Origin of the sequence: Kitasatospora papulosa (genome assembly GCF_000717245.1) — a bacterium.
GTDB lineage: Bacteria > Actinomycetota > Actinomycetes > Streptomycetales > Streptomycetaceae > Streptomyces > Streptomyces papulosus.
Genome location: NZ_JNYQ01000002.1, coordinates 107,467 through 132,568 on the forward strand (window position 1 = coordinate 107,467; position 25,102 = coordinate 132,568).

18 protein-coding genes and 1 tRNA gene are annotated in these 25,102 nt (G+C 71.2%); 2 read left to right on the forward strand and 17 right to left on the reverse strand.

Annotated features, from left to right (window positions below; all coding sequences use genetic code 11):
* Positions 1 to 118 precede the first annotated feature (118 nt).
* Entirely contained in the window at positions 119 to 1,336 is a 1,218-nt protein-coding gene (locus tag IA22_RS0105990; protein ID WP_038271858.1) for an FUSC family protein, read from the reverse strand.
* Between the two features lie 293 nt (positions 1,337 to 1,629).
* Between IA22_RS0105990 and IA22_RS0105995 the strand changes: the two genes are divergently transcribed.
* The gene (locus IA22_RS0105995) at positions 1,630 to 2,244 is read left to right on the forward strand and encodes a cysteine hydrolase family protein (protein ID WP_015577728.1); all 615 of its coding nucleotides are present in this window, start codon (positions 1,630 to 1,632) and stop codon (positions 2,242 to 2,244) included.
* A gap of 123 nt (positions 2,245 to 2,367) precedes the next feature.
* Here the strand turns inward: IA22_RS0105995 and IA22_RS0106000 are convergent.
* The 11 genes from IA22_RS0106000 to IA22_RS0106050 all read right to left on the reverse strand — a co-directional run bounded on the left by IA22_RS0106000 (position 2,368) and on the right by IA22_RS0106050 (position 19,420).
* A tRNA-Thr gene (locus tag IA22_RS0106000) sits at positions 2,368 to 2,441 on the reverse strand.
* Positions 2,442 to 2,539: 98 nt separating this feature from the next.
* Positions 2,540 to 4,069, reverse strand: coding sequence for an alpha/beta hydrolase (locus IA22_RS0106005; RefSeq protein ID WP_030122935.1), 1,530 nt, complete (start codon positions 4,067 to 4,069; stop codon positions 2,540 to 2,542).
* A 113-nt stretch (positions 4,070 to 4,182) separates the two neighbouring features.
* Complete coding sequence (locus IA22_RS0106010) at positions 4,183 to 5,388, reverse strand: DNA polymerase III subunit delta' (RefSeq protein WP_030122936.1); 1,206 nt, start codon at positions 5,386 to 5,388, stop codon at positions 4,183 to 4,185.
* 148 nt (positions 5,389 to 5,536) lie between these two features.
* A complete protein-coding gene (tmk, locus tag IA22_RS0106015) occupies positions 5,537 to 8,647 on the reverse strand; it encodes a dTMP kinase (protein ID WP_030122937.1) in 3,111 nt (1,036 codons plus the stop codon).
* 256 nt (positions 8,648 to 8,903) lie between these two features.
* Positions 8,904 to 11,771, reverse strand: a complete 2,868-nt coding sequence (topA, locus tag IA22_RS0106020; RefSeq protein WP_030122938.1) for a type I DNA topoisomerase — start codon at positions 11,769 to 11,771, stop codon at positions 8,904 to 8,906.
* 279 nt (positions 11,772 to 12,050) lie between these two features.
* The gene (locus IA22_RS0106025; RefSeq protein WP_030122939.1) at positions 12,051 to 12,248 is read right to left on the reverse strand and encodes a hypothetical protein; all 198 of its coding nucleotides are present in this window, start codon (positions 12,246 to 12,248) and stop codon (positions 12,051 to 12,053) included.
* 465 nt (positions 12,249 to 12,713) lie between these two features.
* Positions 12,714 to 14,216 carry a DUF7059 domain-containing protein gene (locus IA22_RS0106030; protein WP_030122940.1) on the reverse strand — a complete coding sequence of 501 codons (1,503 nt, stop codon included), beginning with the start codon at positions 14,214 to 14,216 and terminating at the stop codon, positions 12,714 to 12,716.
* A gap of 213 nt (positions 14,217 to 14,429) precedes the next feature.
* Entirely contained in the window at positions 14,430 to 15,056 is a 627-nt protein-coding gene (locus IA22_RS0106035; RefSeq protein ID WP_014155471.1) for a hypothetical protein, read from the reverse strand.
* Positions 15,057 to 15,335: 279 nt separating this feature from the next.
* Positions 15,336 to 17,786, reverse strand: a complete 2,451-nt coding sequence (locus IA22_RS0106040; protein WP_014155470.1) for a sodium-translocating pyrophosphatase — start codon at positions 17,784 to 17,786, stop codon at positions 15,336 to 15,338.
* Positions 17,787 to 18,412: 626 nt separating this feature from the next.
* Entirely contained in the window at positions 18,413 to 18,862 is a 450-nt protein-coding gene (locus IA22_RS0106045; RefSeq protein ID WP_014155469.1) for an ATP-binding protein, read from the reverse strand.
* 204 nt (positions 18,863 to 19,066) lie between these two features.
* Positions 19,067 to 19,420, reverse strand: coding sequence for an STAS domain-containing protein (locus tag IA22_RS0106050; RefSeq protein WP_003967428.1), 354 nt, complete (start codon positions 19,418 to 19,420; stop codon positions 19,067 to 19,069).
* A gap of 79 nt (positions 19,421 to 19,499) precedes the next feature.
* Here IA22_RS0106050 and IA22_RS0106055 point away from each other — a divergent pair, with 79 nt between their 5' ends.
* Positions 19,500 to 22,010: a DEAD/DEAH box helicase gene (locus IA22_RS0106055; RefSeq protein WP_030122941.1), complete on the forward strand. Its 2,511-nt coding sequence runs from the start codon at positions 19,500 to 19,502 to the stop codon at positions 22,008 to 22,010.
* On the opposite strand, the gene IA22_RS35055 is transcribed toward IA22_RS0106055, so the two are convergent.
* From IA22_RS35055 to IA22_RS37475, 5 genes are all read right to left on the reverse strand, one after another.
* The gene (locus IA22_RS35055; RefSeq protein ID WP_266371357.1) at positions 21,931 to 22,431 is read right to left on the reverse strand and encodes an Rv3654c family TadE-like protein; all 501 of its coding nucleotides are present in this window, start codon (positions 22,429 to 22,431) and stop codon (positions 21,931 to 21,933) included. The two genes, IA22_RS0106055 and IA22_RS35055, sit on opposite strands and share 80 nt — an antisense overlap.
* On the reverse strand, positions 22,428 to 22,886 hold the full coding sequence (locus tag IA22_RS0106060; RefSeq protein WP_030122942.1) for a TadE family type IV pilus minor pilin: 459 nt from the start codon (positions 22,884 to 22,886) through the stop codon (positions 22,428 to 22,430). Before IA22_RS0106060 ends, IA22_RS35055 begins: the two co-directional genes overlap by 4 nt.
* Positions 22,873 to 23,148 (reverse strand): DUF4244 domain-containing protein, encoded by a 276-nt coding sequence (locus IA22_RS34720; RefSeq protein WP_014155466.1) that lies wholly within the window; start codon positions 23,146 to 23,148, stop codon positions 22,873 to 22,875. The genes IA22_RS0106060 and IA22_RS34720 overlap by 14 nt, the downstream gene beginning before the upstream one ends.
* Before the next feature lie 285 nt (positions 23,149 to 23,433).
* The gene (locus IA22_RS0106070; protein ID WP_030122945.1) at positions 23,434 to 24,246 is read right to left on the reverse strand and encodes a type II secretion system F family protein; all 813 of its coding nucleotides are present in this window, start codon (positions 24,244 to 24,246) and stop codon (positions 23,434 to 23,436) included.
* Positions 24,243 to 25,085: a type II secretion system F family protein gene (locus tag IA22_RS37475; RefSeq protein WP_051694781.1), complete on the reverse strand. Its 843-nt coding sequence runs from the start codon at positions 25,083 to 25,085 to the stop codon at positions 24,243 to 24,245. Before IA22_RS37475 ends, IA22_RS0106070 begins: the two co-directional genes overlap by 4 nt.
* Positions 25,086 to 25,102: the final 17 nt, after the last annotated feature.

The following is a 25,102-nucleotide window of genomic DNA, read 5'->3' on the forward strand; positions in this document are numbered from 1 at the left end:
CGGCTGCGCGGGCGGGAGCCGGGCCGCGCGTCCCGCGTCCGCGCCACGGACGGCTCTCCGTCCGTCACGGCCCGCCCAGCATAGGCAGGAGCGCTGCCCCGGGTCGGCCGCGGACGGCCTACCGCCGGGTGCTGCCCTGGCCGCGGTCCGCTTCCCGCGCGACATCGAGGAGGACCTGGCTGGTGTACCGGAACTCCTCCAGGAGCCTGGTCGCCTCGGTGACGAGGATGCCGTACGGCGCCGAGGGGTCGGCGAGGGACAGCGACAGCCGGCGGGTCTCCTCGACCACCTCGTCCCTGCGTGCCTCGGCCTCGTCGGTGAGCCGCTCCAGCCGTCTCGCCTGCGGGAGCAGGGTGGTCTCGTCGAGCGTGGTGAGCACCTCGGCCACCGCTCCGGCCGACTCCAGGAAGGCCGCGTACCGCTGGAGGAACGGCCCGCGGGCCTCGTCCTCCGTGCGGGACCGGTCGAGGCCCCGGGTGAGCGAGGCCACCTGGTAGAGCGTGCGTTCCAGGGCGCCGAGCACGGACTCGTACCCCTGGAAACCGGGGTGCCCCCGATGACGGCGCAGCAGCCGCCGGGGGTTCAGCAGGGCGCTCTCCTTGGATGTCAGAAGCCCCGACCGCGCCTCGCCGATCATTTCCCCGGTGCGTTCCGCGCGTGCCCTCCACCCACCGGTGGTGTCCCCGTCGGGGACTCCCTCCGCGAGCACGGGATGCATGTCGGCGAGAAGGCCGTGCAGGGTGTGGGCGAGGCTGTGGATGCCGTACTCCGCGCTGCGGTGGCGCAGCGGCGGGGCCACGAGGACGTTGACGGCGGTCCCGATCGCGCTGCCGATGAGGACGAGCAGGACGATCTCCCCCAGGGCCCGGAACCGCTCGGCATCCCCGGACGCCGTGGTGTAGGTCGAGAACGCGAAGAAGGCGGCGGTGGCGACCTGCGGCCCCTGGACGCCGAGGAGCCGCCAGCGTCCGATCGTCAGCGCGACGAGGGCGACGAGCACGAAGGTCAGGAGGTCGGGCCCGGCGAGGAACCCCAGAGCGGCCTGCACCAGGACCCCGGCGACGACGGCTCCGACGTACCGCAGCGACTGGACGACCGAGCGGTAGACGGTCACCTGCATCATCAGCACCGCGGAGAAGGGAGCGAACGCCGGTGACCTGGCATCGAGGACGTCGTACGCGATCAGCCAGGCCAGAGTGGCGGCGAGGGTGCTCTTCGCGACGATCAGCAGCGTGTCGCGCTCGTCCCCGGAGGAGGAGAGGGCGCTCCGCCACCACTGTGCGACGGCGGCGAACCGTCCGGTGTCCGCCGGTTCGGTCGACGTTCCTCCGGTCATCGGTCCCCGCTCCCGCTCCTGTTCGCGTTCCACCGTTCCCGTGCCCGGTGACACCTGATTGAAGCGAATCCGCGGACAAGGCCGGGCCTCCCCCGCCGAGGGCCGCCGTCCTGTTTCCTCGGTCCTGTCTCCGCGGTCCGGTTTCCGCGGTCCTGTTTCCGCCGTCGCCCGGACCGCTGCTCACGAGGTCGGGGATCCGTGGCCCGACAACGACGCGCGACCGGACCGATCGCTCCCCTTCTCGGGCAAGCTGTCCCTGTCGTTGATGTGTCCCAGCTCACCGAGGAGCCGTCATGTCCGAGACCTTCCGCCTCGACCCGGCGAAGACCGCACTCGTCCTGATCGAGTACCAGAACGACTTCACCAGTGAGGGCGGGGCGCTCAACAGCGCCGTGTCCGGGGTGATGGAGAAGACCGGGATGCTCACGAACACCGTGGCCCTGGTCGGAGCGGCGCGCGCCGCGGGCGTCACCATCATGCACGCGCCGATCACCTTCGCCCCCGGCTACGGCGAACTCTCGCGGACCCCGTACGGCATCCTCAAGGGGGTCGTGGACGGCTCGGCCTTCGTGAAGGGCACCTGGGGCGCCGCGATCGTGGACGACCTCGCACCGGCCGAGGGCGACATCGTGATCGAGGGCAAGCGCGGTCTCGACACCTTCGCGAGCACGAACCTCGACTTCATCCTGCGCAACAAGGGGATCGACACGATCGTCCTCGGAGGCTTCCTCACCAACTGCTGCGTCGAGTCGACGATGCGCACCGGCTACGAGAACGGCTTCCGGGTCATCACCCTGCAGGACTGCGTGGCCGCCACCTCCCAGGAGGAACACGAGAACGCGCTCACCTACGACTACCCGATGTTCTCGATCCCCATGACGTCGTCCGACGTCATCGCCGCCCTCTGACGCCACACGACGGCCTCCCCGAACCTCCGTCGGCCGCCCGGGGCGGCCGACGGAACCCCTCACGTCTGCACCCGGGCATAGAAAAACCCCAGGTCACGGCGAGTGAGTCCTGGGGTTCATCCGAGCCGCCTTCGGGATTCGAACCCGAGACCTACGCATTACGAGTGCGTTGCTCTGGCCATCTGAGCTAAGGCGGCACGCTCTGTCGCACCATGGTGCGGTCAGCAGCGAGCTCAAGTCTACACAGTTTCAGGGGGTGCTCCGCACCACCTGCCCCGTCGGCCTCAGCAGCAGGTCAGGTGCACTTCTTGCCGTCCTCGGGCGGTGTGCCGTCCAGCAGGTAGGTGTTGATCGCCGTGTCGATGCAGTCGCTGCCCCGGCCGTACGCCGTGTGGCCGTCGCCCTCGTAGGTCAGCAGGGTGCCGGAGGAGAGCTGTTCCGCGAGGGCCTCGGCCCACTTGTACGGGGTGGCGGGGTCCCGGGTGGTGCCGACCACGACGATCGGGGCGGCCCCCTCGGCCTCGGTGCGCTGCGGGGTGCCGGTGGGCTTCACGGGCCAGGCGGCACAGTTCAGGGCGGCCCAGGCGAAGCCCCTGCCGAAGACCGGGGAGGCCTTCTCGAACTCGGGGAGGGCCTTCTCCACCGCTTCGGGGCCGCTGAAGGCGGGGGCGAGGTCGAGGCAGTTCACGGCGGCGTTGGCGAACATCAGGTTCTGGTACGTGCCGCTCGGATCACGCTCGTAGTAGCTGTCGGCCAGCGCGAGAAGCCCGGAGCCGTCCCCGCGCTGGGCCGCGGCGACCGCCTCGCGGAGCTGGGGCCAGGCGGACTCGTCGTACATCGCGGCGATCACCCCGGTGGTCGCCAGGGACTCGGTCAGCCGGCGGGTCTCACCCGTCGGCACCGGTTCGGAGTCCAGATCGGCGAAGAGCTTCTTCAGCTCGGTCGCCGCGTCCGTGGTGGACGTCGTGCCGAGCGGACAGTCGTCCTGCCTCACACAGTCCGCGGCGAACGACTGGAAGGCCGCCTCGAAGCCCGCGGTCTGGTCGCGGTTGATGTCGATCGCGGGGAGCGACGGGTCCATGGCCCCGTCGAGGACGAGGCGCCCGACCCGGGCGGGGAAGAGGTCGGCGTAGGTCGCGCCGAGGAACGTGCCGTACGACGCCCCGACGTAGTGCAGCTTCTCGTCGCCGAGCAGGGAGCGCAGCATGTCCATGTCGCGCGCCGTCTCGACCGTGGAGACGTGCGGGAGGATCTTCCCCGAGCGCTTCTCGCAGCCGGCGGCGAACTTCGCGAAGGACCGGTCGAGCGCGGCGACCTCGGCCTGGTCGTCCGGGGTCTGGTCCACCTGCGTGTAGGCGTCCATCTCCTTGCCGGTCAGGCACTTGACCGGCTCGCTGCGGGCCACCCCGCGCGGATCGATGGCGACCACGTCGTACCGGGCGCGGACCGGAGCCGGATAGCCGATGGCCGCGTACCCCTGGAGGTAGCCCACGGCTGAGCCGCCGGGGCCACCGGGGTTCACCAGGAGTGAGCCGATCCGCTTGCCCGGCCCGGTGGCCTTCTTCCGTGAGACGGCCAGCTCGATGTCCCCGCCGTCGGGCTCGGCGTAGTCGAGCGGGGCCTTCATCGTGGCGCACTGGAAGCCCTCGACTCCGCAGTCCCGCCAGCGCAGCTTCTGCCCGTAGTACGGCTCGAGTTCCTCGGGGGCGGCCGAGCCCGTCGCCGACGCGCTCGGCGCCGAACCTCCGCTGCTGCAGCCGGAGACGAGCAGGCCGGCAGTGCCGAGCGCGGTGGCGAACGTACGGAGCAGGCGCCTGGTGTCCATCCCCGGAGCGTAGCCGCCGCGTGACGACTCAACCGATTCCCTGCTCATACGGGTGAATTCACCCGGCCTCGCGCCCCAGGCGCGACCGCGTCGCAGTGGGCCCGCCCCGGACGTCAGCCCGCCCGGAGCGCCACGGTCATCGACTCCACGGCGAGCAGCGGCGCGACATTGCGGTCGAGGGCCCGACGGCAGGCGAACACCGCCTCGATCCGGCGCAGGGTGCGCTCGGGGGTGGACGACTCGGCGACCCGGTCGAGCGCGTCCCGCACGTCGGTGTTGGCGAGGGCGATCCGGGAGCCGAGCTGGAGCGCCAGCACATCGCGGTAGAAACCGGTGAGTTCGCTGAGTGCGAGGTCGAGGCTGTCGCGCTGTGTACGCGTCCTGCGGCGCTTCTGCCGGTCCTCCAGCTCCTTCATCGCTCCCGCCGTCCCGCGCGGCATCCGGCCCCCCGCCACGGCACCGAGCGCGGCCTTCAGGTCGTCCGTCTCCTTGACGTCGATCTCCTCGGCCACCTGCTTGGCGTCGTCCGTCGCCGTGTCGATCAGTTCCTGGGCCGACTTGAGGCAGCCGCCGACGTCATGGACGCGGAGCGGGAGCTTCAGCACCGCGGCACGCCGGGCGCGCGCCCGCTCGTCCGTGGCGAGGCGGCGAGCCCTGCCGATGTGGCCCTGGGTGGCGCGGGCCGCCGACGCAGCCCGCTCGGGGTCGATGCCGTCCCGCCTGATCAGCACATCGGCGACGGCCTCCACCGGAGGCGTGCGCAGCGTGAGATGGCGGCAGCGGGAGCGGATCGTGGGCAGCACGTCCTCGAGGGAGGGGGCGCACAGCAGCCACACGGTGCGGGGGGCCGGCTCCTCCACCGCCTTCAGCAGGACGTTCCCCGCGCCCTCCGTGAGGCGGTCGGCGTCCTCCATGACGATGACCTGCCAACGGCCCACGGCGGGGGACAGCTGGGCGCGGCGGACGAGCTCACGGGTCTCCTTCACACCGATGGAGAGCAGATCCGTGCGGATGACCTCGACGTCGGCGTGGGTTCCGATCAGCGCGGTGTGGCAGCCGTCGCAGAAGCCGCAGCCCGGAGCTCCGCCCATCGCGCGGTCGGGGCTGGTGCACTGGAGGGCCGCGGCGAAGGCGCGGGCGGCGGTGGCCCGGCCGGAACCGGGCGGGCCGGTGAACAGCCAGGCATGGGTCATCTTCGAGCCGGGGGGCACCGGCTCCCCCGCGGACTGGGCGGTGACCAGCGCGTCGGCGTCCCGGGCGGCGGCACCGAGCTGCTCCTGCACCCGGTCCTGCCCGACCAGGTCGTCCCATACGGTCATGGTCACCGCCCTTCCGGTGGTGTGGTGCGGGAACGCCGGGTGTTCCCTCGCCTCACCATTGTGCGGGAAGGGTCCGACAACCCCGGCGTTCCACTCCCGTACGGACGCCCGGCCACACCGGCCGGTCACGCCACGGGCATCCTGTCCGTCAGCGGCGCGGCTTGCGCCCGCCCCGCCCGGAACCGCCCTGATCGTCGTCGCGGTCACCGAGCAGTTCGTCCGCCAGTGACGGCAGATCGTCGAGCGGCGTCTCCTCGGCCCAGTCGGAACGCGGCCGCTTCCGACGGTCACGGGGGTCCTGCCCCGCCTGCGGATCGTCGCTCACCTGCGGCAGTTCACGCGTGCGCTCGTTCTCGCTCTCGGCGCCGGAGGCCCGGCGCTCGTCACGGAACACGCCCGGCGGCACCCGGTCCGAAGGGCTCTCGTCCCGCACGGGCCGCAGCACCGCGGTCTCGTCCGCGTCACGCACGGGCGGCAGCACGGCCGTCTCGTCGGCGTCGCGCGCCGGAGGCTCGGGCCGGACGACCGGCACGGGCTGCGTGATCTCGTTCGGATTCACGACCGGCGTCGGGACGGTGAGCTCGTTGTCCGGAACAGCCGATCCGGACGGCCGGGAACCGGACCGGCCGGACTGCTGGGAACGCCGCGCGGCGGCGTCCGCCGCGGCCTTCTCGGCACGGGCGGCCGCCTCGGCCTCGGCGCGGCGGCGGGCCTCCTCGGACCTCAGCAGCGCCTCCTCCGCCTTGCGCTGCTTCTCCAGGCGCAGTTCCTCCGCCTCCTTGCGCAGCCGCGCCTCTTCCTGGGCCTGCTGGCGCAGCCGCTCCTGCTCGGCCTCGCGCACCCGTTCCTCGGCTTCGAGACGGGCGCGCTCCTCCTCGGCACGGCGACGGGCCTCCTCGGCACGCTGCCGGGCCTCCTCCGCCTGCCGCTCGGCCTCGCGCTGCCGCGCCTCTTCCTCCTCGCGGCGCTTGCGTTCTTCTTCCTCGGCACGGAGCTTGGCGAGCTGAGCCTGCCGCTCACGCTCCAGGCGCTCCTCCTCGGCCTTGCGCGCGGCCTCTTCCTCCGCCTTGCGCCGGGCCTCCTCCTCGGCCGCCTTGCGGGCCTCCTCCTGGGCCTTGATCTCGGCCTCGGAGAGGGGCAGGAGCCGGTCGAGCCGGTGGCGGACGACCGTGGTGATCGCTTCCGCCTCCTGTCCGGCGTCCACCACCAGGTAGCGGGCCGGGTCGGCCGCCGCGAGGGTGAGGAAACCGGAACGGACCCGGTCGTGGAACTCGGCGGGCTCGGACTCCAGCCGGTCGGGCGCCTCGGTGAAGCGTTCCCGTGCCGTCTGCGGATCCACGTCCAGAAGCACCGTCAGATGCGGTACGAGCCCACTCGTCGCCCAGCGCGAGATCCTGGCGATCTCGGTCGGGGCGAGGTCCCGGCCGGCACCCTGGTAGGCGACGGACGAGTCGATGTAGCGGTCCGAGATGACGATCGCGCCGCGCTCCAGCGCCGGCCGGACGACCGAGTCCACGTGCTCCGCCCGGTCGGCGGCGTACAGCAGCGCCTCCGCGCGGTTGGACAGGCCGGCCGACGAGACGTCCAGCAGGATCGAACGCAGCCGCTTGCCGATCGGGGTGGCCCCCGGCTCGCGCGTCACGACGACCTCGTGGCCCTTGGCACGGATCCATTCGGCGATCGCCTCGACCTGGGTGGACTTGCCGGCTCCGTCGCCACCCTCCAGGACGAGGAAGAAACCGTTCGCCGCGGGGGTGACCGCGGGGTCGCCGCCGCGCAGCGCCTCACGCAGGTCGCGGCGCAGCGGGACACCGGAACGGTCGTCGGTCTTCGCGAGGACGATCACCGCGACGGGAAGCAGGAGCGCGCCGATGAGCATCAGCGCGAAGGCGGCGCCTCCGTGCGCGAAGACGAAGTCGCCGGATCCCAGCCGGTGCCGGCCGATCGCGGCGGCGAGCAGCGGGCCGCCCACCGCGCCGAGCGCGACCAGAACCCGGACGACCGCCTGGAGGTGCTCGGTGTTCCTGGCCTGCCGGGAGGCCTCCGTCTCCTGGGCGATGACGGCGTGCCCGATGTGAGCGGCGACCCCTGCGGCGTAACCGGCGAGCAGCGCGATCAGCAGCCCGGTGGCCGTGTCCGGTACCAGGCCGAGCGCGAGCAGCGCCACGCCCGTGACGGCGACCGCCAGAGCGAGCAGGCGGCGCCGCGACAGGGCGGGCAGCACCTTCCGCGCGGTACGGATACCGAGGGCGGTGCCCCCGCTCAGGGCCAGGATCAGCAGGGCGAACGTGGCCGGTCCGCCGCCGAGGTCGGAGGCGTGGAGCACGGAGACGGCGGCCGCGGCGGCGATGGCGCCCGCGACCGCGGAACACGCGGCGACGACCAGCGGGATGGTGCCGGTGCGGCCCTTGTCGGTGCCCGCTCCGGCGGTCGGCCGGCGCAGACCCTCCAGGGGCGAGCGCGGGCGGGGCGTCCGGGTGGCCGGGAACTGGAGGAAGTACAGGGTCGAGACGGAGGCGGAGAAGAGTCCCGCCGCGATGTAGGAGCCGAGGGCTGCCTGGTGGAAGGAGAACCAGTCGAAGCCGGTACCCAGAAGTTCACCGATCAGCGCGGCGACCACCAGCACGGCCGCGGCCGCGGGCACCGCCAGGAAGTTCGTCCGCAGGGAGAGCCTGCGGAAGGCGTCGAGGTGATCCGGCAGGGGGCGCACGGCGGCACCCTCCGGGGGCGGGGCGGGGAGCAGCGCGGGAGCGGCGCTCTCCTTGGCGATCGCCCACAGGCGTTCACCGGCACCCGCCACGAAGACGGTGATGAGGATCATCATGAGTGCCTTGTCCGGCATCCAGTCGATCCACAGCGGCGCGACGACCAGCAGGGCGAGCCGCAGCCCGTCCGTCCCGATCATCAGCCACCGCCGGTCGACCGGACCGCCGGGCGCGGTGAGCGCCGTCAGAGGCCCCAGGAGTACGGCTCCGAAGAGCACGGTGGAAAGGATCCGGGCACCGAACACGGCGGCGACGGCAAAGGCCGCCCCGCGGTATCCGGCGCCGAGTGAGCCCTCGAGGACCGCCGCTTGCAGCGACAGCAGCACAAGCACGAGAAGGGCGAGTGAATCGCCGATACTGCCGACGAGCTGGGCGCTCCACAACCGCCGGAGCGGGGGAACACGCAACAGGGCTCGTACGGCGCGCTCGCGTGAGTCTGCGGCAAGTGTGTCGGAGGTGGGGCTCACGACCGGTGGCTGCTCGGCTCGCGTCATCCGCCCAGCCTATCGGCAGCGGCGCGGTGCCCGGGGGCCGCGTCCGAACATATGCCCACCGGGCACACGGGCCGCACGACGGGAACGCCGGAGGGGCCGGAAGGCCCGGGCAGGAGCCCGGCCCTTCCGGCGTTCCGTGTGTGTCCGCAGCCGCTGCCTCCGCCCGCACGGACGGTGGCAGCGGCGGCCGGTGATCCTCGCCGCCCGGCGGACGATCAGCTCACCGCGCAGGGCGGCCGCACGGCCGGACCGGGCCTCAGCCCTCGTCGGAGGAAGCCGTGGCGGTCTTCTTCGCCGCGGCCGTCGCCTTCTTCGCGGGCGCCTTCTTGGCGGTCGTCGTCTTCTTGGCGGCCGTCGTCTTGGTGGCCGCGGTCTTCTTGGCGGTCGCCTTCTTGGCCGTGGTCGCCTTCTTGGCCGTGGCCTTCTTGGCCGGAGCCTTCTTGGCGGTCTTCTTCTTCGCCGGCCCCTTGGCCCGCTTCTCGGCGAGCAGCTCGTAGCCGCGCTCCGGCGTGATGGCCTCGACACTGTCGTCGGTCCGCAGCGTCGCGTTGGTCTCACCGTCGGTGACGTACGCGCCGAACCGGCCGTCCTTGACGACCACCGGGGCGCCGCTCACGGGGTCCGTGCCCAGTTCCTTCAGCGGCGGCTTGGCGGCGGCCCGCCCGCGCTGCTTCGGCTGGGCGTAGATCGCGAGCGCCTCGTCGAGCGTGATGTCGAAGAGCTGCTCCTCGGACGTCAGCGAACGCGAGTCCGTGCCCTTCTTCAGGTACGGGCCGTAGCGGCCGTTCTGCGCGGTGATCTCGACACCTTCGGCGTCCTCGCCGACCACGCGCGGCAGCGACATCAGCTTGAGCGCGTCGGCGAGCGTCACCGTGTCGAGCGACATCGACTTGAAGAGGGACGCGGTCCGCGGCTTCACCGCGTTCTTGCCCGTCTTCGGCGTGCCCTCGGGCAGCACCTCGGTGACGTACGGACCGTAGCGCCCGTCCTTCGCGATGATCTGGTTTCCGCTGACCGGGTCGGCGCCGAGTTCGAAGTCTCCGCTCGGCTTGGCCAGCAGTTCCTCCGCGAGTTCCACGGACAGCTCGTCGGGCGCCAGGTCCTCCGGCACGTCGGCGCGCTGGTGGCCCTCGGAGTCCTTGTCGCCCCGCTCGATGTACGGGCCGTACCGGCCGACACGGAGCTTGATGTCGTTACCGACGGGGAACGAGGAGATCTCGCGGGCGTCGATCGCGCCCAGGTCGGTCACCAGCTCCTTCAGACCACCGAGGTGGTCACCGTCGCCGTTGCCCGCGTCGGAGGCCTTGCCGGCCCCGGCCGTGTCGTCGTCCGCGCCGAAGTAGAACCGCCGCAGCCACGGCACGGACTGGGCCTCACCCCGCGCGATGCGGTCGAGGTCGTCCTCCATGCGGGCGGTGAAGTCGTAGTCGACGAGCCGGCCGAAGTGCTTCTCCAGCAGGTTGACCACGGCGAACGAGAGGAACGACGGCACCAGGGCCGTGCCCTTCTTGAACACGTAGCCGCGGTCCAGGATGGTGCCGATGATCGAGGCGTACGTCGACGGACGGCCGATCTCGCGCTCTTCCAGCTCCTTGACCAGCGAGGCCTCGGTGTAGCGGGCCGGAGGCTTCGTCGCGTGACCGTCGACCGTGACCTCGTCGGCGGTCAGCGCGTCGCCCTCGGCGACCTGGGGCAGCCGGCGCTCACGGTCGTCCAGCTCGGCGTTGGGGTCGTCCGCGCCTTCGACGTACGCCTTCATGAAGCCGTGGAAGGTGATCGTCTTGCCGGACGCGGAGAACTCGGCGTCCCGGCCGTCGCTCGCCCGGCCACCGATCTTCACCGTGACGGAGTTACCCGTGGCGTCCTTCATCTGGGAGGCGACGGTCCGCTTCCAGATCAGTTCGTAGAGCCGGAACTGGTCACCGGTGAGACCGGTCTCCGCGGGGGTGCGGAAGCGGTCGCCGGAGGGGCGGATCGCCTCGTGCGCCTCCTGCGCGTTCTTGACCTTGCCGGCGTACGTGCGCGGCTTGTCGGGCAGGTAGTTCGCCCCGTACAGCTGCGTGACCTGCGCCCGGGCCGCGGAGACCGCGGTGTCCGAGAGGGTCGTGGAGTCCGTACGCATGTAGGTGATGAAGCCGTTCTCGTACAGCTTCTGCGCCACCTGCATCGTCGCCTTGGCCCCGAAGCCCAGCTTCCGGCTCGCCTCCTGCTGGAGGGTCGTCGTGCGGAAGGGCGCGTACGGCGAGCGGCGGTACGGCTTCGACTCGACCGAGCGGACCGCGAACGTGGAGTCGGCGAGCGCCGCGGCCAGGGCGCGGGCGTTCGTCTCGTCCAGGTGCAGCGTCTGGGCGGAGCCCTGTTTGAGCTGTCCGTCGGGGCCGAAGTCGCGGCCCTGGGCGATACGGCGCCCGTCGACCGCGCTGAGGCGGGCGGTGAGCGTCGAGGGGTCGGAGGCGTCACCGGTGCGGCCGGTGGCGAAGGTGCCGGTCAGGTCCCAGTACTCGGCGGAACGGAAGGCGATGCGTTCGCGCTCCCGCTCGACCACGAGACGGGTGGCGACGGACTGCACCCGGCCCGCGGACAGCCGCGGCATGACCTTCTTCCACAGGACCGGCGAGACCTCGTAGCCGTAGAGGCGGTCGAGGATGCGGCGGGTCTCCTGGGCGTCGACCATGCGCTGGTTGAGCTCGCGCGGGTTGGCGACGGCGGCACGGATCGCGTCCTTGGTGATCTCGTGGAAGACCATCCGGTGGACCGGGACCTTGGGCCGCAGGACTTCCTGGAGGTGCCACGCGATGGCTTCGCCCTCGCGGTCCTCATCGGTGGCGAGGAAGAGTTCGTCGGATTCGGCGAGGAGCTGCTTGAGCTTCCTGACCTGGGCCTTCTTGTCTGCGTTGACGACGTAGATCGGCTGGAAGTCGTTTTCGACGTCCACACCGAGGCGGCGTACCTCACCCGTGTACTCGTCCGGCACCTCGGCGGCGCCGTTCGGCAGGTCGCGGATGTGCCCGACGCTCGCCTCGACGACGTATCCGGGGCCGAGGTAGCCCTTGATCGTCTTCGCCTTGGCAGGCGACTCGACAATGACGAGTCGGCGGCCTGCGGTTTCGCTGGTCGGGGACAACTTCGCTCTTCTCTCCGGTCGGCACTCGTGGGCATCCGGGCAGCGTTCTGGCGCTGCCCGCGGTGCTGTCGCTGCGGAGTGTGACGGTACAACCCGCCCCCGTGTCAAACGGCAAAAGCCCGCAACGGCCACTCGAACGGTAACCCGACTTCCGCCATTCCTGCCGCCCGGACCGCCCGGCCCACCCCTCACAGGGCTGTGGCCCGCGGGCCCCTGAGGCTTGCCGGGGGAGCTGCCGGACTGCTGTCGGACGGCCACCGGACCTGCCGGACGGACGGATCAGACGCGGGTGAGGCACCACACGCCGAGAACGAGGAAGAGTACGCCGAAGAGCGTGGCCAGAACGGTGGAGGCGACGGGGCTCACACCGAGAGCCACCGGCGCGCGCTGGATGGTGCGCGCCCCGGTCCAGACGAGGAGGGCGGTGCCGAACAACGCGAATGCCGCACCGGCGAAGACCGCGGTGACGCTCTCCATGTCCGTACCCCTCACGCTCTTCCCCTCGGCTGCCGCCGCGGGCCCGTACGCCGCCGTGGCTCGCATGGCCCACATGGCCGTCGGACTGTGCGGACGGCTCGGCAGAGGGGAGGCTGCCAGCCCGGGACGTCGTGGGTACGAACCCGGGATGAACGCCGCACGGCGGCCCGGCGTACCGGCAGGAGCGGAACCCCCGCACGGCGCACCGGAGTCGCGAGGGGAGAAGGGCGAGAAGCAGCCGCCCGGACAGGAACCGGGGCCCCGCCCGAGCGGCCGGGCTCCTGGAACCGGAACCGGAACCGTCCCGGACACGCCGGGCAGCCGAAAGCGGAAACGGCCCGATCGACCGGGCAACCGGAAGCGGAACCGGTCCGAGCGGCCGGGCGCCCGGACGCGGAACCGGTCCGAGCGGCCGGGCGCCCGGATGCGGCCGGGAAGGCGTTCACGGCCGGCTGCGCCGTCTGATCACCGCACGGGCTCCAGAAAGCCTTCCTCGACCAGCAGCCGGATCGCCTGCGGGGTGCGGTCGCGCAGCAGCACCGGGTCCTCGGCCATCAACTGGGCGATGGCGTCCAGGATCCTGCCCGCGGGCAGCGAACCGTCACACACACCCGCGAACCCCGCGCCGACGGCGTCGACCTTGGTGGCCCGGCGCATTCCACGGTGCTGACGCAGCACCACATGCTCGGGGTCCTCGGCGCCCGGCAGCCCGACCTGCTCCTGCACGACCTCCTCGGCAAGGGTGAAGTGCGCGGAGAGGAGGGCCGCGTCGTCGTGCTCACGCAGGTAGTCCTGGCGTGCGAAATGCGCCTCCACGGCCGACCCGAGGGGCTGTTCCACCGCGTGCGGCCACTCCTCGGCCACGATCGAGGGATTCACGGCCGCGGCGGCGGACTTCCGGAGTGTGATCCATCCGAAGCCGACAGCCCTGGTGCTGCGGGCCTCGAACTCGTCCAGCCAGGCTTCGTACCGCTCGGCGTACAGGTCGGGATCCGTGCGGTGGTCGCCGCTGTCCCGCAGCCACAGCTCGGCGTACTGGGTGACGTCCTGCACCTCGCGCTGCACGATCCAGGCGTCGCAGCCGGCAGGCACCCAGGAGCGCACCCGGTCCTGCCATTCCTCACCCTCCACGTGCTGCCAGTTGGCGAGGAACTGCGCGTAACCGCCTTCGGCGAGGTGTTCCCCGGCCTGCTGCACGAGAGTCCGGCACAGATCGTCACCTCCCATGCCTCCGTCGCGGTACGTCAGTCTCGCGCCCGGCGAGATGACGAAGGGCGGGTTGGACACGATGAGGTCGAACGTCTCCGCACCGACGGGGTCGAAGAGGGACCCCTCCCGAAGGTCGGCGGGGGCCGCTCCGGACAGGGCAAGGGTCAGACGGGTGAATTCCAGAGCGCGCGGATTGACGTCCGTGGCGGTGACCCGGCCGGCGTGCGAGGCGGCGTGCAGGGCCTGGATCCCGGAACCCGTGCCGAGGTCGAGCGCCGAGGTGACGGGCTTGCGCACCGTGATCCCGGCGAGCGTGGTGGAGGCCCCGCCGACGCCGAGCACGACGCCCTCCTCGTGCGAGCCGATGCCACCGGCACCGCCGACGGCGCATCCCAGGTCGGAGACGATGAACCAGTCCTGCCCCTCGGGCCCGCCGTAAGGACGGACATCGACGGTGGCGCGGACCAGGTCTCCCTCGTGGACCACCCAGCCGTCGGCCACGCACTCCTCCAACGGGAGCGCCGCGGCGGCCGCGGCGGCCGGCACGGGGCGCTGCAGCAGGAACAGCCGCACCAGCGTGTCGAGCGGCGAGTCCCCGCGGGTGGCCCGGAGAGCCGGGACGGTCTCGCTTCGGGCGAGCGCGGCGTAGGCGGGCGCGCCGAGCCGTTCGAGGAGGCCATCGGCGGTGAACGCGGCGGCGGTCAGGGCTTCGCGGAGCCGGGCGGCGGATTCGGACGCGGGGAGGCTGGTCGTACTCACCCGACCATTGTGGCCGCTCCCGCCGACAACGGCAGCGGCCCGGCGCCCCACGAGGGGCGGCCGGGCCGCTGTGAGCGCGTCCACGCCGGGCCTGCTCGCCGCACTACGGCGTCCCGCTGCTGCGGCTTCCCGTCACCATGACTTCTCGCTGCTGCGGCTTCCCGTCGCTGTGCGTCCCGCCGCTACGACTTCCCGTCCCTGAGGGCCTCGCCGCTACGACTTCTCGCTCGGCGACGCGGACGGCGAGGCGGGCTCCGACGCCGGGGCGGACGGAGCGGACGCGGGCGGCGCCGAAGCGGTCGGCTTCTGGCAGCCCTTCTGCTTCGCCATCGCGGAGCCGACCTCGCCGGACTGGAGCTTCTTCAGCGCCTGGTCACCGTTGGTGCTGATCTTGTTCAGCTCGTCGGCGATGCCCTTGAGACCGTCGGCGAACTTCGCCTGGTCCTTCGTGTCGAGCGCGTCGACCTTGGTCTTCAGGCCCGCGTAGGCCACGGAGGAGGCGTTGAGCTCCTTCACGGCCTCCTTCTGGGTGGTCTCCCCGCCGTCCACCGGCGGCGCGCCCGCCGACTCCACGGCCGAACCAAGCGCCTTGTACGCCTGCGAGATCTGCTGGAAGGCCGCCGAGTCGGTCTTCTGGACGTCGGCGGGCTTGCTGTTGTCGGCCGTCTGCTGCTGGATCGCGGCGTTGGCGTTCGCGATCTTCTGCAACTGCGGCTGAACCTGGTCGCAGACCTTCTTCGCCCAGTCGTTCACCTTGTTGTCGCTGTCGTCGCTGCAACCCGACAGCGTCAGTACGAGTACCGCACCGCCGGACAGTGCGGCTGCAAGCTTCTTGTTCACCGGATGGGGTCCCTTCCAAGGCTCTCGGCCCCGGAACTTACACGGCAAGTGGACGACAATCAGGCGCCGGGTATCCGATATGTAATCTTTTGAAGCCATTTGCACCAAGAGAAGTGAGGGAGATACCACTCACCCATTCACTCGGACACCTGTACGGATCCATTCCGTGGCCGCCGCCCTCCGGGACCTGGGAACGGCGGACACCACGTCAGAGCATGGCGCCCACCGTTCCTCTGATCGGACGTCACCCGGAAGGAACTCCTGCCGGGACCGACGGGATCACCGGAGAGCAGCGGGCCCGGTGGACGTGGCAGGGCCGTCACCAGCACCCGCGCCACCGCCACCGCCGGTCGGACCGTCGCTGTCACCCACGGCGATTCCCCGTCGCTTGGACACGTGGACCGCGCCGACGACGACCACCACGGCGATGACGGCGACCAGGGCTCTGACGCCCGGGCTCGCGTCCTCCCCGTAACTGAACTGCACCACCGCCGGGGCGATCAGCAGCGCCACGAGATTCATCACCTTCAGGAGCGGGTTGATGGCCGGGCCCGCCGTGTCCTTGAAGGGGTCGCCGACCGTGTCACCGATGACCGTCGCCGCATGGGCGTCACTTCCCTTGCCCCCGTGGTGACCGTCCTCGACGAGCTTCTTGGCGTTGTCCCACGCGCCACCGGAGTTGGCGAGGAAGACCGCCATAAGGGTCCCGGTGGCGATGGCACCCGCGAGAAACGAACCGAGGGCCCCGACCCCCAGGGTGAACCCCACCGCGATGGGTGCGAGGACGGCGAGCAGGCCGGGTGTGGCCAGCTCGCGCAGAGCATCCTTGGTGCAGATGTCGACCACGCGTCCGTACTCGGGTTTCTCCGTGCGGTCCATGATCCCCGGGTGCTCCCGGAACTGCCGGCGAACCTCGTGGACCACGGCTCCCGCCGAACGGGAGACCGCGTTGATGGCCAGCCCGGAGAAGAGGAAGACGACCGCGGCTCCGACGATGAGGCCGACCATGTTGTTCGGCTGCGAGATGTCCAGACTCAGCCCGAGCTCCCCCGCCCCTGCTCCCACGTCGTCGACCGCGGTGGCGATGGCGTCCCGGTACGAGCCGAAGAGCGCGGCCGCCGCCAGCACCGCCGTGGCGATCGCGATGCCCTTGGTGATGGCCTTGGTGGTGTTGCCGACGGCGTCCAGATCCGTGAGGACCTGGGCTCCCGCTCCTGTGACGTCCCCTGACATCTCAGCGATGCCCTGGGCGTTGTCGGAGACCGGGCCGAACGTGTCCATCGCGACGATGACGCCCACGGTGGTGAGCAGCCCGGTGCCGGCCAGGGCCACCGCGAAGAGCGCCAGCATGATCGACGTGCCGCCGAGCAGGAACGCCCCGTAGACGCCGAGCCCGATCAGGAGGGCGGTGTAGACCGCCGACTCCAGGCCGATGGAGATGCCCGCCAGCACGACGGTCGCCGGCCCGGTCAGCGAGGATTTCCCGATGTCCCGCACCGGACGCCGACCGGTCTCGGTGAAGTAGCCGGTGAGCTGCTGGATCAGAGCGGCCAGCACGATCCCGATGGCCACGGCGACCAGTGCGAAGACACGCGGATCTCCGCCGTGCGAGGTGATGGCCCCGTCCGTGACGCCGTCGAGCTCGGCGTAGGAGGACGGCAGATGGACGAAGACGGCCACTGCCACGAGGGCGAGCGAGATCACCGCCGACACGAAGAACCCGCGGTTGATGGCGCTCATCCCACTGCGGTCCGCACGCCGGGGAGCGACGGCGAAGATCCCGATCATCGCCGTGACCACCCCGATCGCAGGCACGATCAGCGGGAAGGCGAGCCCCGCGTCCCCGAAGGCCGCCTTGCCCAGGATGAGCGCGGCCACGAGGGTCACGGCGTACGACTCGAAGAGGTCCGCGGCCATGCCCGCGCAGTCGCCGACGTTGTCACCCACGTTGTCGGCGATGGTGGCGGCATTGCGCGGATCGTCCTCGGGGATTCCCTGCTCCACCTTGCCCACGAGGTCTGCGCCCACATCGGCGGCCTTGGTGAAGATGCCCCCGCCGACCCTCATGAACATGGCGATCAACGCGGCGCCGAGGCCGAACCCTTCCAGCACCTTGGGCGCGTCGGCGGCGTAGACGAGCACCACGCAGGACGCACCGAGCAGACCGAGGCCCACCGTGATCATGCCGACCACACCACCGGTACGAAAAGCGATCTTCATCGCCCGGTGCGAAACCGTGGTGAGATCTCTTTCCGGTTCACCCTGCGCGGGAGTCGCCTCCCGCGCGGCTGCTGCCACGCGCACATTGCTGCGGACGGCGAGCCTCATGCCGATGTATCCGGTGGCCGCCGAGAAAAGCGCCCCCACCAGGAAGAACAGCGAGCGCCCCGCGCGCTGCGACCAGTTGTCGGCCGGAAGCAGCAGAAGCAGGAAGAAGACGACCACGGCGAAAATGCCGACGGTACGCAACTGTCGGGCCAGATAGGCGTTCGCGCCTTCCTGGACGGCTGCCGCGATCTCTTTCATGCGTTCGGTACCCTCACCGGCAGCCAGCACCTGGCGCGCCAGCAGCCGGGCCACGACCAGCGCGGCAAGGGCGACGACCGCGATGACGACGACGATCATCCGGTTGCCGTCGGTGAGTACTGCGGATGCGAGTGAGGTGGACCGGCCGGAAGGTACGGAAACGTACGTCAGTTCTGCGAGTGGGGTGTTGACGAACTCCGCCATACGTCCTCCTTGACGCTGAGCGCTCAAGACGTGGACGGATTGTAGGGAGAAGAATCCGATCAAAACAGCGGGTGGTCAATGAAATCGTTTTTCGTCCACCCAATGGCAAATGATCTCGCACACCCTTGGGCCCGAATGCAGTAATGGGACCGGCACATGACACACAAGGAATTCCCGGAGATCACCGATCAGGCGCGAAGGAGCTTGGGCGGCAGGGGCCCCACCCACCGGACCCGAAAGCGGCAGTGCGCGAGGCCGGGCGACGGAGGTCGGGCACGGGGTGTGGGGGGGTTCGGGTTCGGATGCCGACCAGCGGGTGCCGGGTGCCGGACGGACGGTGCCTGAAGGATTGTGCCTGCGGATCAGGGCCTGCGGATCAAGCTTGAGGATCAGGCCTAAATGCTCAAGCCTCAGCGGCCTCGTCCGCCTCGATCTCGTCTCGTCGCGTCGCGAGAGGCCCGCATGATGCGGGTCGTGCAGGGCGGGCGGTCCCGTGCAGGACGGACGCGTCCGGGCAGTGCGAGCGCGTCCGAGGGTCGCGGCGCCCGGTGATCGTGAATCAAGCAGGGGCCGCAGCGGGCTGGTGCATCACGCCGGGCTTGAACGACAGCGCCGGGCGGGGTGAGTCAGGGAAGCATCACGGCCGGAGTCGTCGGCCAAGTCATACGGATCACTCCGCCGTCCGCACCCGTACGGACTTCCACGTCGTCGACCAGGCCACTGATGACCGCGAGGCCCATCTCGTCCTCGCTGTCCGCTTCGGTCTCCGCGACATCCGGGTTTCCGCCACCAGGCGCTCCCGGTGCCGAGGCGTCGCTCCCCGTGGCGAGATGCCCGTCCCCGACCTCGATGGAGAACGCCTTCTCGTCCTCGGTCAGAACGACCGTGACAGGGGCGGCGATGCCATGGCTCCGATGCAGCCCTACGGCGCGGCTGCACGCCTCGCCGACCGCGAGTCTGACCTCGTCGAGCACCGCCTCGTCCACGCCGGCCCGGCGCGCCACTGCGGCTGCCACGAGGCGGGCCGTCCTGACGTGTTCGGGCTGAGCGCTGAAGCGGAGTTCAACGGTTGGCATGCCATCCCCCTCGAACGTATGGACGTGCTTCTCAGGGGCCCGGGCATGGCGCCCGGTACCCCTGCTCTCATTCTCCCCCGGGAACCGACGAAGCCGGCAGCCGACCATGTGGTCGACCGCCTGCTCATGGCGGCCCGACTGCTGCCGCCTGCCGGTCCGTCACCGCCATGCCTGCCGACCCTGGCGGGGCCGGCCTGCACCGACTCAGTCGGTGGCCGCGACAGCCTCGTCGACCGTGGTGTGAATGGGAAACACCTTGGTCAGGCCTGTGATCCGGAAAATCTTGAGAATGCGCTCCTGGTTGCACACCAGGCGCAGCGAGCCCTCATGGGCCCGCACACGCTTCAAGCCGCCCACAAGCACGCCGAGGCCGGTGGAGTCGAGGAAGTCGACGCCTTCCATGTCGACAACCAGGTGGTAGCTGCCGTCATTCACCAACTCGACCAACTGCTCGCGCAGCTTGGGCGCGGTATACACATCAATCTCGCCACCGACCTCGACGACCGTACGGTCGCCACCAGGCCCGGACACATTGCGAGTCGACAGGGACAGGTCCACGGATCCTCCAGCACCTTGCTATCGAGCGGTCGCCCCTCGGTCTCCCCGACGGAGGCCAGGGGACGGATCGCCAGCCGCGATGGCATTCAATCACTTACCAGCAGCCATGCACGACGCCTTGGGACCATTGTCCGTCACGCCAGTGACACACTCGGTGCCGATGGCCAAGAATCACCGCCCCAGTCGACCACCCGGGAACGCAGGCTCGCGCCCCTCTCCCGCAGTGGTTCTCGACCGGCTCGCCGCATCGGCGGGCCGGGCAGCGCGCATCACTCATACGGAGCACTTGCCCCCGCGTGCGGGAACCCATGCCACCTGGCCTGATCGCATCCGGCCAGAAGTGATCTCCGCAATCGGTCAGGCCGGAATCGACCATCCGTGGACCCACCAGGCCGCCGCAGCCGAACACGCGCTGGACGGCGAGTCAGTCGTGATCTCCACCGGGACGGCGTCGGGAAAGTCCCTGGCCTACCTGGCTCCGGTACTGAGTACCCTCCTCGACGGCTCCCATGCCCCGAACGGCCGAGGCACCACCGCCCTGTACCTCGCCCCCACCAAGGCTCTGGCTGCCGACCAGCGCCGGTCGGTGAAGGCACTCGCGACGCCGCTCGGCTCGGCGATCCGGCCTGCGGTCTACGACGGGGACACGCCGGTCGAAGAACGCGAATGGGTGCGTCAGTACGCCAATTACGTGCTGACCAACCCCGACATGCTGCATCGAGGCATCCTTCCTTCCCACCCCCGGTGGGCCTCGTTCCTGCGCGCCCTCCGCTTCGTGGTCATCGACGAGTGCCACACCTACCGGGGCGTCTTCGGCTCCCACGTCGCCCAGGTGCTGCGCCGGCTACGCCGCCTCTGCGCCCGCTACGGCTCCGATCCCGTCTTTCTCCTCGCCTCCGCCACCGCCGCGCATCCCTCCGTCGCCGCAGGGCGTCTCACAGGCCTGCCCGTCAAGGAGGTCGCCGACGACGCGTCGCCCAGAGGGGAAATGGTCTTCGCACTCTGGGAACCGCCGCTGACCGATCTGCACGGCGAGAGGGGGGCTCCGGTGCGCCGTACGGCCACCGCCGAGACCGCCGACCTCCTGACCGACCTCACCGTTCAGGGTGTGCGCTCGGTCGCCTTCGTGCGCTCCAGGCGGGGCGCCGAGCTCATCTCCGTCATCGCCAAGGAGCGACTCGCCGAGGTGGACCGCTCGCTCCCCGGACGGGTCGCCGCCTACCGCGGCGGATACCTGCCGGAGGAACGCCGGGCCCTGGAAAGAGCCCTGCACTCCGGTGACCTGCTCGGACTGGCCGCCACGACAGCGCTGGAGCTGGGCATCGACGTCTCGGGCCTGGACGCCGTCGTCATCGCCGGCTACCCGGGGACCCGGGCCTCGCTCTGGCAGCAGGCGGGGCGCGCCGGGCGCTCGGGGCAGGGCGCCCTCGCCGTCCTCGTGGCCAGGGACGATCCGCTGGACACATTCCTCGTCCACCATCCCGAGGCGCTGTTCGACCAGCCGGTGGAGTCGACCGTCCTGGACCCGGACAACCCCTATGTCCTCGCGCCGCACCTGTGCGCCGCGGCTGCGGAGATCCCCCTCACGGAAGACGACATCGCGCTCTTCGGCCCCACGGTGCCCGAGCTTCTGCCGCAGCTGGAGGCCGCGAAGCTGCTGCGCAGACGGACGACTGGCTGGCACTGGACGCGCCGTGAACGCGCAGCCGACCTGACCGACATCCGAGGCGCGGGCGGCCGTCCGGTCCAGATCGTCGAGGCGGACACCGGCCGGCTGCTGGGGACCGTCGACGAAGCGGCCGCGCACACCTCCGTCCACGAGGGCGCCGTCCACCTGCACCAGGGCCGGACCTACCTGGTCCGAGCCCTCGATCTGGAGGATTCGGTGGCCTTGGTGGAGGAAGCCGTCCCCCCTTACTCCACCAACGCCCGCGACACGACAGCGATCTCCGTGCTGGAGACCGACACCGAGATTCCGTGGGGTGACGGGCGGCTCTGCTTCGGCTCCGTCGAGGTCACCAACCAGGTCGTCTCCTTCCTGCGCCGCAAGCTGATCACCGGAGAGGTCCTGGGTGAGACCAAGCTCGACCTGCCGCCGCGCACCCTGCGCACCCGCGCCGTGTGGTGGACGGTCACCGAGGACCAGCTGGACGCGGCCCGGATCAGCCCGGAGATCCTCGGAGGTGCCCTGCACGCGGCAGAACACGCCTCCATCGGGATGCTGCCGCTCTTCGCCACCTGCGACCGTTGGGACATCGGCGGTGTCTCCGTGCCCCTGCACCCCGACACGCTCCTGCCCACGGTGTTCGTCTACGACGGCCACCCCGGTGGTGCCGGTTTCTCGGAACGCGCCTTCCACACGGCCCGCACCTGGCTCACCGCGACGCGGCAGGCCATCGCGTCCTGCGAGTGCGAGGCGGGCTGTCCGTCCTGCATCCAGTCCCCCAAGTGCGGCAACGGCAACGACCCACTGCACAAACGAGGCGCTGTGCGACTCCTGACCGAGCTGCTCAGGACGGCGCCGCCCGATCCCGGGGAGACGCCCTCGGCGGAGAGCACGGAGGGCCCACGACCGGACGGCGCCGGCTGAGGAACGCACCGCGCGGTTCCACTTCCCGGGCGGAGACAACGGCACCGACGGCACCGCCGGACGGCGAGGCCTGTGGTGGCCCCGCCCTCGACCTGACCTCGGGTGCGTAGGGTCCGAAGCGTGCACGAGCCGTTACGTCGGCGATCTCGCCCCTGACTCCGCAGCGCACGATCTCCGCGCCCTGGGCCGCGGCAACCCTCGTGGCCTCCCCGCAGGCCGCCTCCACACCCCGGAGTGCCTGATCGGCCGCGGCAAGCGCCGCCAGGTCCGCGGCGCCACCGGCCCTGTGACGGGCCGCCACGGCCTGCCCGAGCGCGAGCACCGTCGCAAACACCGCGCAGAGCGTCGCAGTCGTGACTGCCACCCAGACAGTCGCCAGCCCTCGGTCTTCAGCACCTTCTCCGCTCCCTCTCCTCCTCACGGCTCCGCCCCCACGCCCTCCTCCATCCCCATTCCGTCCACCGTCCCTGAAGCGGTGTCCTCCATCCCCACGGATCCGTCCTCCGTCCCCACGGTGTCCTCGGCCAGGGCGACCGCCTCGGCGCTCAGGGTCAGGGCCAGTGCCCCCGGCCCCGGCGTCGGTGCCTCCACCCTGACCCGCCACAGTCCCCCCGCACGCTCCACAGCGACCCGAGCCCTGTCCGGCGCCGACTCCCGGGCAACGGCACGCACCGCGGCCTCGGGCTCGGACCGGGCCGCCGCCCGTGCTCCGGCGCGGGCGGCATCCACACAGCGGATCTGGTCCGCCGCAGCCACCAGCGCCCAGACGAGAGCGAAGACGAACGCCACAAGCACGGTGAGGGCCATGGCGGCCTCCGCCGTCACCGCACCCCGGTCGGCGCTCCTGCGCCCGGCGGCCCCCTCAGAACTTCGCATCAAGGGCGCCCTTGATCAGCGACTGCAACGCCGACAGCACGGCTCCGCTGGTCACCACCTTGTAGAGCACCGCAGCGAATGCGCAGGCGGCGATGGTCCCCACCGCGTACTCGGACGTTGTCATCCCCCGGTCAAGGCCCCCGCAGCCGGCACGCCTGCCGAACCTGGCGCGCCACACACCACGCAGAACACTCAGCGACCGCTCCATGAACTTCCCGCCGATTTCGAGCACGATTTCCAACCCCCATGTCTCGGACGTCATGTTGTTCCACCCAGAACTCTTGATCCGGCGCTACCGGCCGGCATGGAGCCGGCCGGACTCCCGCCTCACGCTCGGGAACCATCGGCCGTCCGGCTCCGGCGCCCAGTCGTGGTCATGCATCGGACCCACGCGTGAGCTCGGCCCGGACCGCTGCCCGACCGCCGGATCGCCCCGCATAGGCGAACGCCCCGACCACGTCGGACGCCCCGCGTCAGCCAAACGACCCCACGCCATCGGATCGCCCCCGCGCGCCGGCACGGGCCGGGGCCGAGCGCCTGCCGAGGCTCAGCCGCTTCGCGAGAGCCCCGTCGCCAGCCCGATCACCACCGGTGCCACTCCCACCGCCAGAAAGGCGGGCAGGAAGCAGAGCCCCACCGGCGCGGTGATCAGCACGCCGGCCCGCTGAGCACGCGCCACGGCCGCACTCGCCCGCTCGGCGCGTATCTCGTCGGCCAGCCCGGAGACAGGCTCCGCCGCGGGCGCACCCGTCGACGAGGCTCGTGCCATGCAGCGGGCGAGTGGCGCCGCACCTGGCAACTCCCCGAACCGGCGCCACGCCTCGTCCGGTTCGCCGCCGAGGAGAATCACTGCTGCCGTACGAGCCAGCCGCTCCCCGACCGGACCTGCGACGGATTCCCCGACCGCCTCCGCCGCCTCCCGCGGCCCGGCTCCCGCCGAGAGGCAGGAGGCCAAGAGATCCGCGGTCATCGGCAGCTGCCGGGCGATCAGAGCGACATCAGCCTCTTGACCGGCTGCGGCACACCCCTTGCCGGAGCGCCGCCACCGCCGCACTCCGTACGCCGCCAGAAGGCCGACCCCGCATCCCGCGATCCCACCGACAAGCACCCAGCCAACCGCCCAGACACCCAGGAACATCGCCCACAGGCGGGCAGGACCACGGCTCGCGCCACGCAGGTCCAGCAACCCCCGTCTCCGCCTGCTCACACCGGACTTGGTCAGCCCGTCCCCCCGCCTGCGTACGCGCAGCTCGCTGCGTCTGCCGGTCATCGTGAGAGTGAGGTACGCGATTGTGCCCAGAGCAGCCCCGACCAGCCCGGCCGTGGTCGGCCAATCCCCCGGGACGGACATCGGACTCATGCCGCCTCCCCCGCCCGTACGATCCGTGAGGCCCAGAACAGACCTGCGGCCTCCAGAGCGCCGCCTGTCACCAGGCAGACAAGCCCGCCCGGGGTGTGCAGGAGAACCCTCAGCGGGTCCGCTCCGAGCGCCGCCCCCAGTCCCAGCCCCAGCATCGGCAGCAACGCCAGTACCACCACCGTCGACCACGCGCCGGCAAGCTGCGCACGTAGCTCCTCCCGCCGCCGCCTCTCCCCCCGCAGCGCGCCCTCCAGCCGGGCCAGGCCTGCCCCGAGTCCGGCTCCGCCATTCACAGCGACCCGCCAGCAGGCCGCCATCCCGGCGAGACCGTCGAGACCCGGGCCGGCCGAGGCCTGTAGCAGGGCGGCCGGGACATCGCCGCCGAACCGAGCTGCGGCCAACACGGCGGGCCCGGAAGTGCCCAGTGCGTCGGCATCACGCGCGGCGATGAGCAAGGCCTGCCCGGGCTCACGTCCAGCCCGTAACTCTCCGATCACCGCCCCGCAGAGCACCGTCACCGAGTGGGCCGCCTTCTCTCGCGCGCGCCGCCGCTCCCTCCGTTCCAGCCAGCGCCTCGCGAGAGGGACCGCCACAGCGCCGGCGAGCAACGGCAGCACCGATTCCCCCACCAAGGCCGGCAAGGCCGCCACAGGGACACACAGCCATTCCCGCCGCCGCTCGAGCAGGGGGCGGACCGCAGCCCATACGGCCGGCCACCGCTGCGTCTGCCACCGTCGACCAGTCAAGGCTCTGGCCCGCCGCGCTCCGGTGTCCCGTGCCACGGCCAACCCGCCGGCCAGACCCGTGAAGCCCGCCATCACGCACTCCGGTACACGCATCAGCTCGTGGAAGCCGG

What these genes read in the sequence shown, in the direction of transcription:
- IA22_RS0106005 (WP_030122935.1), bottom strand. Translation starts at nt 4,069, where the DNA reads ATGGACACCAGGCGCCTGCTCCGTACGTTCGCCACCGCGCTCGGCACT.
- IA22_RS0105990 (WP_038271858.1), bottom strand. Translation starts at nt 1,336, where the DNA reads ATGACCGGAGGAACGTCGACCGAACCGGCGGACACCGGACGGTTCGCC.
- IA22_RS0106040 (WP_014155470.1), bottom strand. Translation starts at nt 17,786, where the DNA reads ATGGCGGAGTTCGTCAACACCCCACTCGCAGAACTGACGTACGTTTCC.
- IA22_RS0106045 (WP_014155469.1), bottom strand. Translation starts at nt 18,862, where the DNA reads ATGCCAACCGTTGAACTCCGCTTCAGCGCTCAGCCCGAACACGTCAGG.
- IA22_RS0105995 (WP_015577728.1), top strand. Translation starts at nt 1,630, where the DNA reads ATGTCCGAGACCTTCCGCCTCGACCCGGCGAAGACCGCACTCGTCCTG.
- tmk (WP_030122937.1), bottom strand. Translation starts at nt 8,647, where the DNA reads ATGACGCGAGCCGAGCAGCCACCGGTCGTGAGCCCCACCTCCGACACA.
- IA22_RS37475 (WP_051694781.1), bottom strand. Translation starts at nt 25,085, where the DNA reads ATGCGTGTACCGGAGTGCGTGATGGCGGGCTTCACGGGTCTGGCCGGC.
- IA22_RS0106010 (WP_030122936.1), bottom strand. Translation starts at nt 5,388, where the DNA reads ATGACCGTATGGGACGACCTGGTCGGGCAGGACCGGGTGCAGGAGCAG.
- IA22_RS0106060 (WP_030122942.1), bottom strand. Translation starts at nt 22,886, where the DNA reads ATGCGAAGTTCTGAGGGGGCCGCCGGGCGCAGGAGCGCCGACCGGGGT.
- IA22_RS0106070 (WP_030122945.1), bottom strand. Translation starts at nt 24,246, where the DNA reads ATGAGTCCGATGTCCGTCCCGGGGGATTGGCCGACCACGGCCGGGCTG.
- IA22_RS0106025 (WP_030122939.1), bottom strand. Translation starts at nt 12,248, where the DNA reads ATGGAGAGCGTCACCGCGGTCTTCGCCGGTGCGGCATTCGCGTTGTTC.
- IA22_RS0106055 (WP_030122941.1), top strand. Translation starts at nt 19,500, where the DNA reads ATGGCATTCAATCACTTACCAGCAGCCATGCACGACGCCTTGGGACCA.
- IA22_RS34720 (WP_014155466.1), bottom strand. Translation starts at nt 23,148, where the DNA reads ATGACGTCCGAGACATGGGGGTTGGAAATCGTGCTCGAAATCGGCGGG.